This window comes from Cohnella lupini, from assembly GCF_003386205.1.
Lineage (GTDB): Bacteria > Bacillota > Bacilli > Paenibacillales > Paenibacillaceae > Cohnella > Cohnella lupini.
This window is the reverse complement of the sequence record NZ_QRDY01000002.1, coordinates 20,165-37,247: the sequence shown is the minus strand read 5'-3', so window position 1 is coordinate 37,247 and position 17,083 is coordinate 20,165. Positions and strand designations below refer to the sequence as shown.

General features: G+C 53.4%; 13 protein-coding genes and 1 riboswitch. Of the genes, 1 reads left to right on the top strand and 12 read right to left on the bottom strand.

Features of this window, described 5'->3' with window-relative positions; translation table 11 throughout:
• Positions 1-44: 44 nt before the first annotated feature.
• The 5 genes from DFP95_RS04485 to DFP95_RS04460 form a co-directional block, all read right to left on the bottom strand.
• Entirely contained in the window at positions 45-2,366 is a 2,322-nt protein-coding gene (locus DFP95_RS04485) for a type IA DNA topoisomerase (RefSeq protein WP_115991402.1), read from the bottom strand.
• 159 nt (positions 2,367-2,525) lie between these two features.
• The gene (locus tag DFP95_RS04480; RefSeq protein WP_115991838.1) at positions 2,526-2,885 is read right to left on the bottom strand and encodes a DUF1304 domain-containing protein; all 360 of its coding nucleotides are present in this window, start codon (positions 2,883-2,885) and stop codon (positions 2,526-2,528) included.
• Positions 2,886-2,939: 54 nt separating this feature from the next.
• The gene (locus DFP95_RS04475; RefSeq protein ID WP_181907248.1) at positions 2,940-5,255 is read right to left on the bottom strand and encodes an MMPL family transporter; all 2,316 of its coding nucleotides are present in this window, start codon (positions 5,253-5,255) and stop codon (positions 2,940-2,942) included.
• 113 nt (positions 5,256-5,368) lie between these two features.
• A complete protein-coding gene (locus DFP95_RS04470) occupies positions 5,369-5,965 on the bottom strand; it encodes a TetR/AcrR family transcriptional regulator (RefSeq protein WP_181907247.1) in 597 nt (198 codons plus the stop codon).
• A gap of 530 nt (positions 5,966-6,495) precedes the next feature.
• Entirely contained in the window at positions 6,496-7,344 is an 849-nt protein-coding gene (locus tag DFP95_RS04460; protein WP_181907246.1) for an alpha/beta hydrolase, read from the bottom strand.
• A gap of 193 nt (positions 7,345-7,537) precedes the next feature.
• Between DFP95_RS04460 and DFP95_RS04455 the strand changes: the two genes are divergently transcribed.
• Positions 7,538-8,218 carry an SOS response-associated peptidase gene (locus tag DFP95_RS04455; RefSeq protein ID WP_115991397.1) on the top strand — a complete coding sequence of 227 codons (681 nt, stop codon included), beginning with the start codon at positions 7,538-7,540 and terminating at the stop codon, positions 8,216-8,218.
• Positions 8,219-8,241: 23 nt separating this feature from the next.
• Here DFP95_RS04455 and DFP95_RS04450 read toward each other — a convergent pair whose 3' ends face one another.
• The 7 genes from DFP95_RS04450 to DFP95_RS04420 form a co-directional block, all read right to left on the bottom strand.
• Positions 8,242-9,033 carry an SDR family oxidoreductase gene (locus tag DFP95_RS04450; RefSeq protein ID WP_115991396.1) on the bottom strand — a complete coding sequence of 264 codons (792 nt, stop codon included), beginning with the start codon at positions 9,031-9,033 and terminating at the stop codon, positions 8,242-8,244.
• A 60-nt stretch (positions 9,034-9,093) separates the two neighbouring features.
• Complete coding sequence (locus DFP95_RS04445; protein WP_115991395.1) at positions 9,094-11,439, bottom strand: histidine kinase; 2,346 nt, start codon at positions 11,437-11,439, stop codon at positions 9,094-9,096.
• Between the two features lie 78 nt (positions 11,440-11,517).
• Complete coding sequence (gene kdpC / locus DFP95_RS04440) at positions 11,518-12,123, bottom strand: potassium-transporting ATPase subunit KdpC (protein WP_115991394.1); 606 nt, start codon at positions 12,121-12,123, stop codon at positions 11,518-11,520.
• 22 nt (positions 12,124-12,145) lie between these two features.
• Positions 12,146-14,176 (bottom strand): potassium-transporting ATPase subunit KdpB, encoded by a 2,031-nt coding sequence (kdpB, locus tag DFP95_RS04435; RefSeq protein WP_115991393.1) that lies wholly within the window; start codon positions 14,174-14,176, stop codon positions 12,146-12,148.
• A gap of 18 nt (positions 14,177-14,194) precedes the next feature.
• Complete coding sequence (gene kdpA, locus DFP95_RS04430; RefSeq protein ID WP_115991392.1) at positions 14,195-15,874, bottom strand: potassium-transporting ATPase subunit KdpA; 1,680 nt, start codon at positions 15,872-15,874, stop codon at positions 14,195-14,197.
• Between the two features lie 32 nt (positions 15,875-15,906).
• The gene (gene kdpF, locus DFP95_RS29780; RefSeq protein ID WP_425453250.1) at positions 15,907-15,984 is read right to left on the bottom strand and encodes a K(+)-transporting ATPase subunit F; all 78 of its coding nucleotides are present in this window, start codon (positions 15,982-15,984) and stop codon (positions 15,907-15,909) included.
• 119 nt (positions 15,985-16,103) lie between these two features.
• Positions 16,104-16,520 (bottom strand): hypothetical protein, encoded by a 417-nt coding sequence (locus DFP95_RS04420; RefSeq protein WP_115991390.1) that lies wholly within the window; start codon positions 16,518-16,520, stop codon positions 16,104-16,106.
• A 224-nt stretch (positions 16,521-16,744) separates the two neighbouring features.
• A riboswitch (cyclic di-AMP (ydaO/yuaA leader) is annotated at positions 16,745-16,925 on the bottom strand.
• Positions 16,926-17,083 lie beyond the last annotated feature (158 nt).

Here is a 17,083-nt window from a genome sequence, read left to right as displayed (position 1 = left end):
AATGGATTTGTTACTAGAATTGTTACACAAAGCGGCTCCCTCGGCTACGCCCGCTCCAACGCTAGCTCTCCGGTAGCTTCGTTCTTCAGCACGATTCGCGCTTCGTAGGCTTCTTCTTCGGCTTTGCCGAACTTGAGCTTCGCCGTCTTGCCCTTCTCGACCAACGATTTCACCATCGTATCGGTCAACATGCGATCGAAGCTTTCCTTCCATATGACGAAGCCGCAGCCCGTCTTGTAGTTGCTGCATCCGTAGCCTTTGCGACCCATGAAAATGTGTCCGCCGCAGCCGGGATTCGGGCAGCTACCTATCTTGACCGGCTGCGTAGGCTTCGCGACGGTATCCGAAGACGGCGTACTCCCGGAAGCCTTGGCCGGAGCGGAAGATGCCGCTCTAACTCTCTTCGGCGCTGCCGCAGCTCCCGCTTCTCCACCGCCATCCGCCGAAGATTTCCGCTTGCCCTTCGCCTCTTTCGCCGGAGGCTCAGGTCTGGCGAACGCGTTCTTGGCCGCGGGACGCTGCACCTTAACTTTATCGATGATTTGCCACGTGAATTTCTTTACGTTGCCCATGAACGCATCCGCGGAAGCTTGTCCCCTAGATATTTCCGTCAGCCGGCGCTCCCATTGACCCGTCATTTCCGGCGACGTAAGCAGCTCGACCCCGGCTCCGCGGATCAACTCGATGGCCGTCCGCCCTTTGGGCGCGATCATGATTCTCTTGCCCTGCATGTCGATATACCCGACTTGCTTCAATCTCTCAATCGTCGCCGCGCGAGTAGCCGGCGTTCCGAGCCCGGAGTCCTTCATCGCGTCGCGGAGCTCCTCGTCCTCGATCTGCTTGCCCGCGCTCTCCATCGCCTTCAGCAGCGTGCCTTCCGTAAAATGCTTGGGAGGCTGCGTTTCCTTCGCTTTAACCTCGACGTCGGTGCATACGACCGGCTGTCGCGGATCGATCTCGAACGGAGCATCCGTTTCCTGCTCCTCGTCCTCCGCGCTACCCGCCCCGTCTTCCTTGCCGCCGTCTTTTCCGCTGCCGCCGCTGTCCTTCGTCGACTTGGCCTGATCCGCATAGATGATTTTCCACCCTAAGCTGAGCAGCTGCTTAATCGTCGTCTTGAAGCTTTCCTTCTCCACTTCGGTCATGACGGTGTGCACTTTGTATTCCGCCGCCGGATAGAAGTGGGACAGGAATCTCTTGACGATTAGATCATAGAGCTTGCGCTCGTCGGGGCTTAAGCCCTGCGGCTTCTTCATCGTCGGCATGATCGCGTGGTGATCCTCGACTTTGGCCGGATTGCACACATTCTTGTTGTTGATGTGCACGAGCTTCTTGTTCGCGTCCTTCACGAAATCCCCGTAATCCGGGGAGCTGCGCAAACCGTCCAATATTTTGTGCATCTCGGGAATGTTCTGCTCGTTCACGTAGTTGGAGTTCGTACGCGGATAGGAGATAACCTTGTGCTTCTCGTAGAGCGCTTGTGCCGTATCCAACGTTTTCTTGGCGGAGAAGCTGAATTTCCCGTTCGCCTCCCGCTGGAGCAGCGTCAAATCGTATAGCTTAAAAGGATACTCCTTCGTATCCTTCACCTCGTAGCTGGCTATCGTTCCCGTTTTGCCTCTTACCTTGGCGGCAATCGCCTCGGCTTTGTCCGGATCGGTCAGCCTGTCTCCTTGCCATATTCCTCTATAGTTGGTCGCCTCTTGCGAGAACAGTCCCGATATGTCGTAGAACTTCAAAGAATCGAAAGCTTCGATCTGCTTCTGCCTGTCGTAGATTAGGGCCAGAACCGGAGTCTGCACGCGGCCGACGGACAACAGCTCGTTATGCTTCGTCGTGAAAGCACGGGATCCGTTCATTCCGATGAGCCAATCCGCTTCGCTTCTTGCCCGCGCAGCTTGCGTCAGATTCTCGTACTCGGTGTTGTCCTTCAACTGGTCGAAGCCCTTGCGAATGGTTTCCGCGGTCAGATCGGATATCCACAGCCGCTTGACCGGTTGTTTGAGATGCAGATGCCTGACGATGAGGGAGAAAATATGCTGACCCTCCCGCCCGGCATCGCAAGCGTTCACGAGCGCTCCGCTCCTCGCGGCGAGCTCTTCGATGACCTGCAGCTGATCCTTCGTCCGCGGATTCGGGAGCAGCTTGAAATCGTCGGGGATGATCGGCAGATCGCCGAACCTCCACTTTTTATATTTGTCATCGTAGAGGTCCGGCTCCGCCAGCCCGATGAGATGGCCGATCGCCCAGGTAATGATATAGTTTTCGCCTTCTAGATAGGAGCGCTTATTCTGAGCTTTGGGCTCGATGACGGCGGCGATGTTGCGGCCCATGTCCGGCTTTTCCGCTATGACCAACGTCTTCAAAAGGGTCGTTCCTCTCCGAGTGGAATTACGCGATTTTCGTCTTATTATACCATAGGTCGCATTTCAGCGGACTGCGGCGCAACGCGTGACGGCGCGAAAAAAAGCTGCCCTCGCCGGTATCCACCAGGCTCGGACAGCTTAAAGCGTTGCAATCGCGTATTACCAAGTAAGTAAAACGGCTATCAGAGCCGCAGCAGCCGGAATGCCTTGCACGACAATAATCGAGCGCTTGGCTGTGAAGCTGCCGTAAATCGCCGCTATCAAAACGCAGGCCAGGAAAAACGTCTGAATTTGGTAGCCCGTGGAAACGTCCGGGTACAGAAGTCCCCAAATCAATCCCGCCGCCAAAAAACCGTTGTAAAGGCCTTGGTTCGCCGCAAGAGCCTTCGTTTCCTTGGCGAAGCTTTCCGTCGTTCCGAATCTCTTCCTAACGTTAGGAGACGTCCACAAAAACATCTCCATGAAAAGAATATACAAATGCTCCAAAGCTACAATGCCTACCAATATCGCGGCAACCACCACCGTCAATCCCTCCGTCTCGTCGATCAGCTATCCCCTATCTTAACCTACTATTTATTTATTCGCGAGAGGAAGGGGTTTATCGCTTCTTTTCGGAGGATTCGAAGGCTCCGGCTCAGGCCGCTTACGTCCAGGAAACCACCAGCTTGCCTTGCCGAGCAGCTTCATCGTAACCGGAACGAGCAGCATCCGGATGACCGTGGAATCCAGCGCGATAGCCACTGCCATTCCGAATCCGAGCATCTGAATCGGAAGGACTCCGGAGAACGCGAACCCCGCGAATACAGCGATCATCAGTATAGCCGCGCCGGTAATGAGCGGGCCGGTCTTCTCCATGCCTTCGGCGATGCTCTCTTCGTGCGCTCCCGTCCGATCATGCTCTTCCTTCACTCGGCTTACCAGGAACACCTCGTAGTCGGTACTCAAGCCGAACAGCAACGCGAGCAGCAGAATCGGCACGAAGTGAATAATGTACCCGTTCGATTCCACGTTGAAGATTTCGGAGCCATGGCCGAGAGCGAACACGAATACCAGAATTCCGCAGGTCGCGGCAACCGAGAATAGATTCAGAATAATCGCCTTGAGAGGCAACAGAATGCTTCTGAAAGTAAGAACTAGGATGAAGAAGATAAGCACGAGCATGATTCCGAGCGCGGGAAGCAAGCTGTCGCTAATCGCCTCCGACGTTTCAATGCCGTTCATCGCATCTCCACCGATGCTATAGACGGTCCCTTCGGGGAGGGCAACCCCCGGCAAGACGGTATTCCGCAAAACGTTCAAGGCTTCCCTGCCGGCTTCGCTCGATCCAAGCTGATCGAGTTGGACTTCCAGTACCGCGCTATGCCGGTCCGCGCTCACGTAGCGATTGACCATGAAGCCGACATCCGCCGGCAACGAACCGCCTCCTCCGTTTAATAAGCCGGAGACGATATCCGATCCCATCCCGGGGAAAAAGGACGCTACCGACGATACGCTGGAAACGTGCTCTTGTTTACCGAGCTCTGCTTGCAACGCCGCTATACTCTCCAACGCCGCCGGCTCGCTCAAATCGCTGCCTTCATTGCGCAGCACGATGCTGATCTGACTCGACGAGCCTATCCCGAACGATTCCTGCATCAGCTCGAAGCCTTGACGAACCGCCGTATCCGCGGGAAGGGTTCGAATGTCGGGAGCATCGAGCTTCATGTCGAGAGCGGGGGAGGCGAATACTCCTAGAGCGATCAAAGTGAGAACTAGGAATACAGCCGGGCGGCGCATGATCGCTTTCGTCCATTTTTTCCAGCCGCTGATTCCGGTCCGTTCGCGCGGCCGCAAGAAAGGTATGCTGCCTTTGTTAATGCGAGCGCCGAGGATGACAAGTACCGCGGGTAGCAACGTCAAGCTAGCCAATCCCGCGACGAATACGACCGCGATGCCGCCGAACGCGATCGCTCTGATCGCATCGATAGGAACGATGAACAAAGCGGATAAAGCGGCGATAACGGTCAACGCCGAGAAAAATACGGTATGACCTGCCGTTTGCAACGTTGTCATTATCGCTTCCTGCTTAGTTTTACCCTTGTTTTCAAGCTCCGCCTTAAACCTGCTGACCATGAACAAGGAATAATCGATGCCGACGCCTAACCCCAGCATCATCGCCGAATTGGTCACGAATACGGAAAGCTCTACTTCACTAGCTACCAGATATACGATCCCCATGGCGACGAGCACCGAAGCGATCGTAACCATAAGAGGAGTGATCGTTGCCATGACCGACCTGAATACGAGCAATAGAATGATAATGATCAAAGGGAACACGATGATCTCGGCCTTGGCTAGCCCTTCTTGGCTTTGTACGCTGCTTTCGCCGAAGAATGCCGCTCCGCCTACCAGATAGGCTTCGACTCCAAGACTTTCGGCTTGCTCGACGACGCGTTCTTGGTAATCCGGTACTTTATTGATGATGAAATCCAGCTTCACGTCCATGTCGACGAAAGCGATGCTGAGATTCGGATCCTTGCCTACCAATCCCGAACCGATTCCTTCGGAAGCGTCCAATACGCTGAATACGCCGGACACGCCTTCCTCCGTCTTCAGCCGATCGACGATTTTGCCCAAATTATCTTTGTATTCCGCCGATCCGACCGCATGCTGCGGGTCTTTCAACACAAGCGTCATCGAGCTTTCCGACCTGCCGTCGAACTCGGTCGCCAGCAGCTTGCCGGCGGCTAACGACTGCGATCCGGGTACATCCCATCCTCCTCCGCTAAGCAGAGGCGTCAGCTTGCTGAAGGCGAATCCTCCGAACAAAGCGATAACGATCCATAACGCTACGACTACCCACCGTATTTTGTACAAAGCCTTTCCCCATCCGCGCAACAATCCGTGCATTTCTCTCCACCGTCTTTCTCTGTTTATTGGGTCTGTAATACTCGCATAAAAGATATATGTCGTTAATTGTTTGATCATTCAAACAGTTAACAATAAAAAAGAGAGGATGGCACTTATGTTTCTCTCTTTGCGGATATCTTCTCGTAGTATGCTCCGACAAGCTCGGCAAGCATCGCGTAGGCTTCGTCATACTTAAAGTCCGGATCCGCGACCTTCTGCAGTCCCAGTCCCTCAATAAGCGAATACAGCAGAGACGAGAAAATATCCGCTTGTTCCCTAGGGAGACCGGCTATGTCTCCGACCGTGTCGCTAATGTGCTTGCGTTTCGTAGCCAGCATTTCTTTCAGCGTCTCGCGAGCCGCCTCGTTCCGAAGACCGATCGCGAACAGCTCGTAACGAAGTCGAAACCAATCCGGTTCCTCGAGCGCTCTGCTCTTCGGTATCTCGAGAATGTTCGCTATAAGCTCCAACGTTATGGGTTTATCACCCACATCTATTAATCCGTCGAAGGACTCGCAATATTTTTTCGTTTCCCTGCGAAATACTTCGGCGAACAACAAGTCCTTGCTCGGAAAATAATAATTGATCAACCCTTGTGCCACTCCGGCCGTGCTCGCGATTTCCTTGGTCGAGGCCTTGTCGTAGCCTTTCTCAGACAATACGTCATAAGCGGCCGCTATAATTCTGTCTCTCTTGTCTGCATCGGTCATCTGTACACACCTTGTTTCGTATTTTGTGGAGCATGGATCGTCGTTTGAAAAATGAGGCTTTGTGGAAAATGCGGCTTTAGCGGAAAATGAGGTCATGCGGAATGACGGCTGAGTATAACCGGCCATTAAAGTTGAATGAACGTTCAAACAGATATTAGCACGTCAATTACATATATGCAAGCTGAATTATCCAAATTTGCCCATTTTTTTGTCCGTTACAACCGGGGAACTTGGGGAATGAATCGGCCGCTAGCTGAATTAACGAACTATCTTCGCTAACTCCGACGTATCTGCTTACTGCTTGCTGAATTAACGAACTATCTTCGCTAACTCCGACGTATCTGCTCACCGCTCGCTGAATTAACGAACTATCTTCGCTAACTCCGACGTATCTGCTCACTGCTTGCTGAATTAACGAACTATCTTCGCTAATTCCTTCTCATCGGCTCGCCACTCGGCAGGCTACCCGAAACCATTAAGAGGCCGCCCCAAAGTATTAACCGGGACGGCCTCGCGTCAATTCCATATGGCTACAGCGCCTTTAACCAACTCTCTACTTCCTGGAACGTTCCATCGTTCGAGAGAATTCCGTCGTGGTCGGCATCGAGTATGGTAGCGACCTTAGCTTGAGTATGCTGGGCGAATAGCGGAGCGTATTGTCCCGGAATGTGTACCTCTTCCTTCTCGCCGACTAGAACGAGAGTCGGTTGGGTCATCGCCTGTAAATAACGCGCGTATTTGGCCTTCGTGAATCTGGACATCAGCAGCCGATAGCTGACCTCCAAGGTTTCCCTGCCATGCCTGCGGTCCAGCGGCTTATCGTTGCGCATGACGATCCAATGGTTAAGAAAGCGAATGCCGGCAACGTTAAGAGCATCGAGAAACGCGACCTTTCGGGAGTCGATCCGAATCGTGCTCCACGGATCCTTCTTATGGTTAATCGGAGCTTCGGGATGGATGGACGGCGCCAACAGTAGAAACCCGCCGATATCCTTCGCCAGCTTGCGGTGGGCGGCAAGCCGGATCGCGTTCGCCCCCCCTCCGGAATGTCCGGCGATGATCAGTTTGTCCGCCGAAGAAAAACGCTGCCTGAGCCAGTTCGTCAAATCTTCGATATCGTCGTCGTACTGACCGATATATTCCACGTCGCCTCTGCGAATAGGATGCATGCCGTAACCTCTGAGATCCGGCACGACCACCTGGGCTAGTCCTCGCTTGGACAGGAAATCCGCTAACGGTCGAAGATAAAGCCCATCCTCCGATATGCCGTGCAGAAGAATGACCATTTTATTCGAATTCGCAGGATATAGACGGTAACATAACGATCTTCCGTCCCTGGCGTTATAAGTTTGAACCGGGGGCAAGTCTCTGTCCGACATGAAGGGCCTCCAACGATCGCTCATCTGCGCACTATCGCGCGACTATCATTTTCCAATTATAACCGTTATTCCGAGTTTATCATACCACAACCATGCTTTGAGGCCTATTAAAATTAGGCATATAGACTTATATCTGCCTCGGTTTTATTTTTACGTTCATCCTGTTTATACTAGTGGGAGGAGGGGACAAGCGATGTGCGGAAGATATACGATCGTGGTTTCCATGGAAGAATTGATGCTGAGGTACCTAAACGAACAACCAACGGACCGATACCATACACCCAAGTACAACGTGGCTCCCATGCAGAACGTAACGGCGGTCATCCACGACGGGGAGAAGAATAAGCTTGGAGAGCTGCGCTGGGGGCTTGTGCCTTCATGGGCTTCGGACGATAAAATAGGGAGTAAAATGATCAACGCGCGCGCGGAAACGATTCTGGAGAAAGCTTCTTTCAAAAATCTGATCCGTCGCAAGCGCGCGATCATCCCGGCCGACGGGTTCTACGAATGGAAGCAGCTCGGGAGCAAGAAGCAACCGATGCGCATTACGATGAAGGACGGCGCTATATTCTCGATGGCCGCCCTTTACGATACATGGCTGGCGCCGGACGGACGAAAATTAAGCACCTGCACGATTATCACGACGACGCCGAACAGCCTTATGGCCGACATCCATGATCGGATGCCGGTCATTTTGAGTCCCGAGGACGAAGCCTTATGGTTAAACCGCGCCAACGACGATGTTGAAAGGCTGACGGCGTTGCTTCGTCCTTACTCCGCCGATTTGATGAGGGCGTATCCGGTTTCCCCGATCGTCGGCAACGTCAAGAACGATACGCCGGAGTGCATCGAAGAGCAGATCTTACTGTTTTAGCCGCCCAGATTCCTCCGCCTGTTTTAAAGCCCCTTAACCATTCCGCCGTCGACAAGAAGGGATTGACCGGTTACGTAAGTGTTGGCGAACGAACCGTAGAAAACGGCATGCCGGGCGAATTCCTCCGGAGTGCCGGGCCTTCCCAAGGGGATCTGCTTGGCGGCTTCCGCTTGAATGTCCTCCACCGCGCGATTGCTCGCATCCGCTCTCTTCCGATCCAATTCCACGATACGGTCCGTCGAGATTCTGCCCGGCGATACCATATTGATCAGAATGCCGTCGCCGGCCAGTTCGGACGCGAGGCTCTTCGCCAAGGAGTTTACTCCCGCACGGAATACGTTGGATAGTATAAGTCCGTCGATCGGCTGCTTAACGGACACGGATGCCAGATTCACGATCCTTCCTCCGTCCGGAGCAGCTTTTAGATACGGCAATGCCTCTCGGATCATCCGTATGGTGCTCATCAAGGTAAGCTCGAACCCTTTCGTCCAATCCGCGTCATCCATGTCGATAAAAGTTCCTGCCGGAGGACCTCCGGCATTCGTAACCAACACGTCCAGTCCGCCGTTTGCCTCCGCCGCGATCCGGATAGCATGGCGAATATCCTCGCCATCGGAAGCGTCCATCCGAACGATCGTCGCTTCCACGCCGGTAAGCACGAGGATCTCGTTCCGCGCGTTCGCGAGATCCTCCATATTTCGGCTAGCTATCGTCAGCCGCGCTCCCTCTTTCGCGTATTGCAGCGCGACGGCCTTTCCGAGGCCTTTGCTAGCAGCCGCAACGAAAACCGATTTCCCCTTCAACATCAAGTCCATGAAGATCGAACTCTCCCTTATATCAAATAATGATTGTTATCTGCTTACGAGTATTATGCACTAATCGTCGTTGATTTGAATATGGGGATCGAAGTCCGCCACGACGAGAACGTCCATATGGCGGCCTTCCCGTAAAATCGTCTTCACGACGGACTTGCGAAGCAGCGACTGCCAGAAACCGCGCGTCGATTGTCCTACGATCATCTGGCTCGCGTGATATTCGGCGGCTTTGGAGAGTATCGCGCCCGGCAGCAGCGGCTGCGACTTGACTTGCGCGGTCTCGAACTTTCCTCCCAGCCTCCCCGTCAAATCGTGCAGGGTCTGCAGCCTCTTCCGAACATCTTCGGAGATCGCATCTCCGATATGGACGTACACGACATGCCATTCCGCTTTAAGGCGATGGGCGATTCGAAAGCCGCGTCTGATCAATCGATCGGCGTTGCCGCTCGTCGTCACGCACACGAATATGCTTTCCCGCTTCCGCCAAGGCCCCCTTAACGAACCGCCGCTCTGTTCCCACGCTTCCAACCTTTCATCTACGTCGTCCGCGATTTCCCGTAACGCAAGCTCCCTCAATGCGATTAGATTGCCCGTTTTGAAAAAGTTATCCAGAGCCTGGGTTACCTTCTCCATCGCGTACACTTTACCTTCGCGCATTCGCTCCTGCAACGCTCTTGGCGCCACGTCGATCAGTTCTACCTCGTCCGCCATACGCAGAATACTATCCGGAACCGTTTCTCGTACGCGCACGCCCGTAATCTGCTCTACGGCGTCGTTGAGGCTCTCCAAATGCTGTACGTTCATGGTAGAGATGACGGAAATTCCCGCATCCAATATTTCCAGGACGTCATCGTAACGCTTCTTATTTTTGCTGCCGGGCACGTTCGTATGAGCAAGCTCGTCGATCAAGACGACCTCGGGATTACGGCGGATAATGGCCGGAACGTCCATTTCCTCGAGATTGGCCCCTTTATACTGGATTTCAGCTCGCTGTATCGTACTTAGATCGCCGATTTGCGCTTTCGTCTCTTCGCGTCCGTGCGTTTCCAGAAGACCTATCGTGACGTCTACCTTCTTCCGAAGCAAATCGTTTCCTTCCCGAAGCATCGTATAGGTTTTGCCGACGCCGGGAGCCGCGCCGATGTACACCTTGAATTTGCCCCGCTTGATCCGTTCGATCTTCTGCTCGATTTCCTCCGCGCTTAACCGGCGGTAAGCATCCGCAGGCGCTCGCCGTTTTTCCGATATCGTCGGAAGCACCCTTTCCCCGTCGTAGTCCGAGCGGTCCGCCATGAAAAAGACGTCGACGTTTTTCGTTTTCCTCAGAATGCCGTCCGCGATCGAGCCTCTCCAGAAATCTTGCCAGAAGCTCTGCTTGGAATGGCCGAGCACGATTCTCGTTACGTTATTGAGCGCTGCATAGCGGACTAGCCTACCCGGCATTTTCCGCCGGCTGGGTAGCGGCAATTCCTCGAATACGGCATCCACTTTGACGGCTAGCTTCTCGATCGAACGCTTAAACGTTGCGGTTTCCTTGGAAAGGGCTTTGCCCCGCTTGGCGAACGTAACGATTCGTAGATCCCCGCCCAGCCGTTTGGCGATTTGCTGGCCACGGCGGATGTGGATAGAACCGTTCCAATGATACTGCGCGGATACGAGAATCCTCTCAGTGGCGCCCGAAGGTCCGATCAGCCCTTCTTTCTCGCGATGCTTCTCGAGCGATTCGTTCACGTCTTCGGCCATCAACCGCAAGGCGAGCTCGCGCAATTTTCCGATATTGCCTCTCTTCAGCAAAGCCGAATCCTTGATATTCATGTTGCACAGATTTCCTTCGTCCAGCCGCTTCAAGATCGTCTCCGGACTGACGTCGATCAACCGCACTTCATCGGCCAAATCCAGCGTATTCGCGGGAATCGTGGCTTCCACGTGGATGCCCGTCAGCTTGTGGGCCAGTTCCTTCACGCCCTCAAGCTCATACACGTTAACCGTCGTGATCACGCTGATTCCCCGCCCGAGCAGAAACTGGATATCTTCCAACCGCGTCTTGAACCTGGCGTCCGGGCGATTTCGATGCGCGAGCCCATCCACCAGGAGCACTTCCGGGTTCCTTTCCATGAGAGCTTCCAAGTTCAAGTCTTTTTTCTCCGTGTCGCCGGACATCCAGTGAATGCTAGGAATACGATCCAAATTTCGGAGCTGCTCAACCGTCTCCGGACGACGCATCGTCGATACGGCGCATATGACGACGTCCAGCCCTTGTTGCTTAAGAGCATGGCCTTCGCGCAGCATGTGATAGGTCTTGCCCGAACCGGTAACGGCCCCGATATAGACTTTCAGTCGGCCCGTATGAACCTTGAATATCGAATATAATAATTCCTCAGGCGTCTTGCGGCGAAATCCTTCCATCCCCGTCGTCTCCCTCAGATAAAACAGCATAGCTCTGCCTGTGCAGGGACAGGCAGAGCGTTTGCGTTCGTATTCTATTTATTTTAACAGAGGTTGTAAATCCAGGTTAAGCTTCAGCACGTTGACTCGCGGTTCGCCGAACACGCCCAAGTCGCGGCTTTCCGTGTGCTTATCTACCAATTGTTGAAGCTGATCCGCCGATAATCCGGTTAACTTGCTGATTCTAGGAATTTGTACCTCGGCGGAATCGGGCGTGATGTGCGGATCAAGCCCCGATCCCGAGTTCGTGATGAGCGCGACGGGCAACCGGTCGATCGGAACATCCGGATTGTCCTTCTTCCACGCTTCGATGGAGTCCTTCGTCCGCTGCAGCATATCGGGATTGGACGGCGCGTAGTTATTCGAACCTGAACCCGCTCCGTTGTACTCGATGCTCGATACCCTGCCTTGGAAATACTTCGGATCGGCGAACGTTTGTCCGATCAACTCCGAGCCTACGGCGTTGCCGGCGCTGTCCTTGATAATGCTGCCGTTCGCGTTGTGCGGCATAATAGCCTGCGCGATTCCGGTGCATACGAGCGGGTAAATAATACCGCACAATATAATGAAGACGATGCTGGCCCTCAGCGCGATAGCGGCATAGGACGCGCCGGTAGAACCGGGTAAGCTTGCTGCTTTATTCATGACTGTAACCTGCCTTTTCGGATTATATCCACAAATGAACGACCAGATCGATCAGCTTGATTCCGATAAACGGGACGATAATGCCCCCCAAGCCGTAGATGACGATATTACGCGATAACAGCTTCGACGCGCTCATCGGCTTGTACGCGACGCCTTTCATCGCAAGCGGAATGAGCAGAGGGATAATTATGGCATTAAAGATTAACGCCGATAATATCGCCGATAACGGCGAGCCTAAGCCCATGATGTTAAGAGCTTTCATCTCCGGAATAGCCAGGATGAACATGGCCGGGATGATGGCGAAATATTTCGCGATGTCGTTGGCGATACTGAAAGTCGTCAACGCTCCCCGAGTCATAAGCAATTGCTTGCCGATCGATACGACTTCGATGATCTTCGAAGGATCGGAATCCAGATCCACCATGTTGGCCGCTTCCTTGGCCGCGATCGTACCGCTGTTCATGGCGAGTCCGACGTCCGCTTGAGCGAGCGCGGGCGCATCGTTCGTCCCGTCGCCGGTCATGGCGACCAGCTTGCCGTCGGCCTGTTCCCGGCGAATAAGCGCGATCTTGTCTTCCGGTTTGCTCTCGGCTACGAAATCGTCGACTCCGGCTTCGCGGGCGATCGTAGCTGCTGTCAGCGGGTTATCCCCGGTACACATGATCGTCTTGATGCCCATCTGGCGCAACTGTTCGAACCGTTCGCGCATTCCCGGTTTAACGGTATCTTTCAGGTAAATCAATCCGTATATCCGATTATCCACGGCAACCGCCAGCGGCGTGCCGCCTTCGCGAGCTATGGAATCGCTGCCCCCGTCCAGGTCCGTCGGAATGCTGCCGCCTTGAGCCGTTACCCATTTCTTCACGGCGTCGACGGAGCCTTTGCGCACCTTGCGTCCGTCCTTTAGATCGACGCCGCTCATGCGCGTTTCCGCTTTGAACTCGATGAAATCGGAACCAGCGGCGATCGATTCGTCGAATGTCAGCAGCTGCTTCTTCATTAACTCAAGCACCGAACGTCCTTCCGGCGTTTCGTCGCGTACCGAACTGATCGCCGACCATGCCCCTACTTCTTGAATGCTGGCATTGCCTACAGGCAAGAATTCGCTAGCCATCCGGTTTCCGTAGGTAATCGTTCCGGTTTTATCCAATATCATCGTGTTGATGTCGCCGGCCGCTTCGACGGCTTTACCCGACATGGCAAGCACGTTGAATTGCGTAACGCGGTCCATTCCGGCGATCCCGATCGCGGATAACAATCCGCCAATCGTCGTTGGAATGAGACATACGAGCAAGGCGATAAGAACGGGAATTTGAAGATCGATATCCAAATAACCGGCAATCGGGCCTAACGTAACGACGACGATCAGGAAAATAATCGTCAAGCTGCTCAGAAGCGTGTTAAGCGCCAGCTCGTTCGGCGTTTTCTGGCGTTTGGCGCCTTCGACGAGCGAGATCATCCGGTCGATGAAGGATTCGCCGGGATCGCTCGTAATGCGTACGACGATTCTGTCGCTGACTACTTTCGTACCGCCGGTGACGGAGCTGAAATCTCCGCCCGCTTCCTTAATGACCGGCGCGGATTCCCCGGTAATCGCCGATTCGTCCACGGAAGCGAGGCCTTCTATGACTTCGCCGTCGCCGGGAATCATCTCGCCTTGGGCAACGACGACAACGTCTCCTTTGCGAAGCTCGGTCGAAGGAACGACCTTCACCACGCCTCCGACAAGCTTATTCGCCGACGTTTCTTTTTTGGAGTTTTTCAGCGAATCCGCCTGTGCTTTGCCTCTGCCTTCCGCCAATGCTTCCGCGAAGTTGGCGAACAGAACGGTAAACAGCAGGATCAAAAACACCGTCAGGTTAAATCCGATATCATCCTTCGTATCGAAATAACCCGGAAACAGAGTCAAAAGAAGCACGATAAACGTACCGATCTCGACGACGAACATGACGGGGTTCTTCGCCATCGTTTTAGGATTCAATTTAATGAAGCTGTCTCTGATCGCACGACTGATGATCGCGGAAGACAGCATGGATTTACGATTAGCACTCATGAAAGTTTCACTCCATCCTTAGCCTAACTTCAAATGCTCTGCGATCGGTCCCAGCACGATGGCCGGGAGGAATGTCAACGCGCCGATGATCAGTACCGCGCCGATCAATATCCCATAGAACAGCTTATTATCCGTCCGGAACGTACCTACGGTCTCAGGCACCCATTGCTTGCGAACAAGCGATCCGGCCACGGCTAACATCGCGATGATCGAAATGTAACGTCCAAGCATCATGACGAGTCCCGTCGTGATGTTCCAGAAGGGCGTATTATCGGCCAAGCCCTCGAAGCCGGAGCCGTTATTGGCTGCCGATGACGTATATTCGTACAGAACTTGCGAGATCCCGTGGGCTCCTGGATTCGTAATGGAGCCTTGTCCGAGATCCGTTAGGAACGCGATAGCCGTCGGTACCAAGATAATGAAGGGATGCGCCAGAATCGCAACCGCGATCAGCTTCATCTCGCGAGGCTCGATCTTCCGTCCCAAAAATTCAGGCGTGCGCCCAACCATGAGCCCGCATAGGAATACGCCAAGTATCGCGTACATCAGCATATTGACAAGCCCGACGCCTTTTCCTCCGAACACGGTGTTAAGCATCATTTCGCCCAATGTTCCAAGTCCGCCGAGAGGAGTTAACGTATCGTGCATATTGTTGACCGTTCCCGTCGTCGCCGCTGTCGTTACCGCGGAGAACAAAGCGGATTGCGGAATGCCGAACCGGACTTCCTTCCCTTCCATGCTGCCTTGCGAGGCATCGACTCCCAATGCGTTGATGGCAGGATTGCCCCGCAGCTCGGAGAAGTAGATGAGCGATAAGAACAACAGGAACAATGTCATCATGGCGCTGAATACGACCCAGCCTTGTTTACGGTTTTTCGCGAATCGGCCGTATACGTATGGAAGCGAAGCAGGCAACACCCACATGGACAAAATCTCGATGACATTCGTCAACGGGCTCGGATTCTCGAACGGATGCGCCGAATTGGCTCCGAAGAAACCGCCGCCGTTCGTTCCGAGATGCTTGATCGATTCAAGCGCGGCTATCGGCCCCATCGTTATGCTCTGCGTGGCGCCTTCAAGCGTCGTTACGGTGAGCGTCGGATCCAACGTCTGCGGGACCTGTAAGGCTACGAGCACTAAGGTAACGATCACAGCCGCCGGAAGTAAAATACGAGTGTGCGATTTCACGAAATCCTCGAAGAAATTCCCAATCGTTTCTCCTCTGCTCGTTATACCGCGAACGAACGCTATTGCAATCGCGAAGCCTGTAGCAGCCGAGGTGAACATCATCATAGTCATGACGGCCATTTGCGTGAAATACGATACCCCCGATTCCCCGCTGTAATGCTGAAGGTTCGTGTTGGTCATGAAGCTGACAATCGTGTTAAACGAAAGGGTCTCCTCCATGTTATCGATGCCGCTTGGATTAAAGGGCAAATATTTTTGCAACCGCAAGATTAAATATCCTACCGCCACAAGAATAATGTTCGTTAACAGGAAGCTTAAAGCATACTTTTTCCACGTCATGCCGTTACGGTGCTTGAGCCCGATCAGCATGTAGATGAATCGCTCGAACCATCCGTAGATCCGGTCGGTCTTGTTCGGTTCATTCGAATAGACGTGGTATACGTAAGACCCGACCGGCTTAACGAGCAAGACAAGCACGGCCAGGACGATAATGATTTGCAAAATACCCATCGAACTTCCTCCTTATCAACGGTAACGCTTCATTAGAATTTTTCCGGATTGACCAACGCATAGACTAGATATAGAAAGATAAATACCGTAAAGGCGCCTACGATAATCATTTTCGATCTCCTCCCGTATCTTCGACAACCCGATCGCACCAAGCCATGAAGCCGTAGAACACGGCGAAAGTGACGGCTAATAACAGAACCATGTACAGGTCGAGCATGTGACAGCCTCCTTATTTTTTTACCTTGAGATCATCGGTGATCAGGAAACCGAATTCCTGAGCATTGCTATGAATGACGTAATCGACGCCCAACCCCTTGTATACATGACGAGGGTTATGGCTTCCGGTCACCACGTAAATCGGTTTGGAAGTCCAGCTTCGGCATATCTGGACGTACCGGCAGCATAGGGTCAAGCTTTTCTCGAACAAATACACCCTGCCGACGTCAACCTCCGGAAGCATCCAAGATTGTTCCTTGGTCGTATTTACCACTATAATGTGTTCCGCGCCGAGCTCGGTTATACGTTCATATTGCGAAATATTATTGACGATCGCGGCGAACGGGATGTCCCGTTTCTTCAGCAATTTCATGAATTGCTCGCCGGCAACGTTCGGGGCCGATACCAATACGACGTCCCGGTTAGACATTTCTCTTCTCCTCCTGTTCTCGTTCGCGGAGAAGGCAACAAAAAAGAAGCCTTGGGAAGAGGAACTCTTCTCGTGGCTTCTAGGCGCGCGGCGCGAGCATAAACTGCATTCGCCGAATCTTCGGCGAATTAGCGTTTATGTCGTAGCAATCGGATGAGCATAAGGAATTCGAAACCTTATGCTTTCCGGTTGTTAGTAACAAACCGTGTCCATTCACGATAATCGTTGCCTCTCTCGGTACGCTTGCGAGGTTAGCTGTCGGATTCGGGCGTGAGAGTCGCCCTACCTCGCGTCTCAAGTTTCAAGACGCTTGGATTCACCCCGTGGATTTCATTAAGCGAAAATCAATGAAATCCGGATGGTTCCCCCGTTCCCCGTAAGTCGGGGATTCAGCGTGGTGCATAGCAAAGACCGCAAGAAATTGATCCCTGCGGCCAAGTAGGTCACAAGCTTCATCATCCTCTCTCATTAAAAACGACTCCTTCGTCCCTTCTTCAAGGACGGAGTTCGCCGTTTCTATCGTAGACCCTTCGGAAATGGATAATCGCGATACTCATACATTT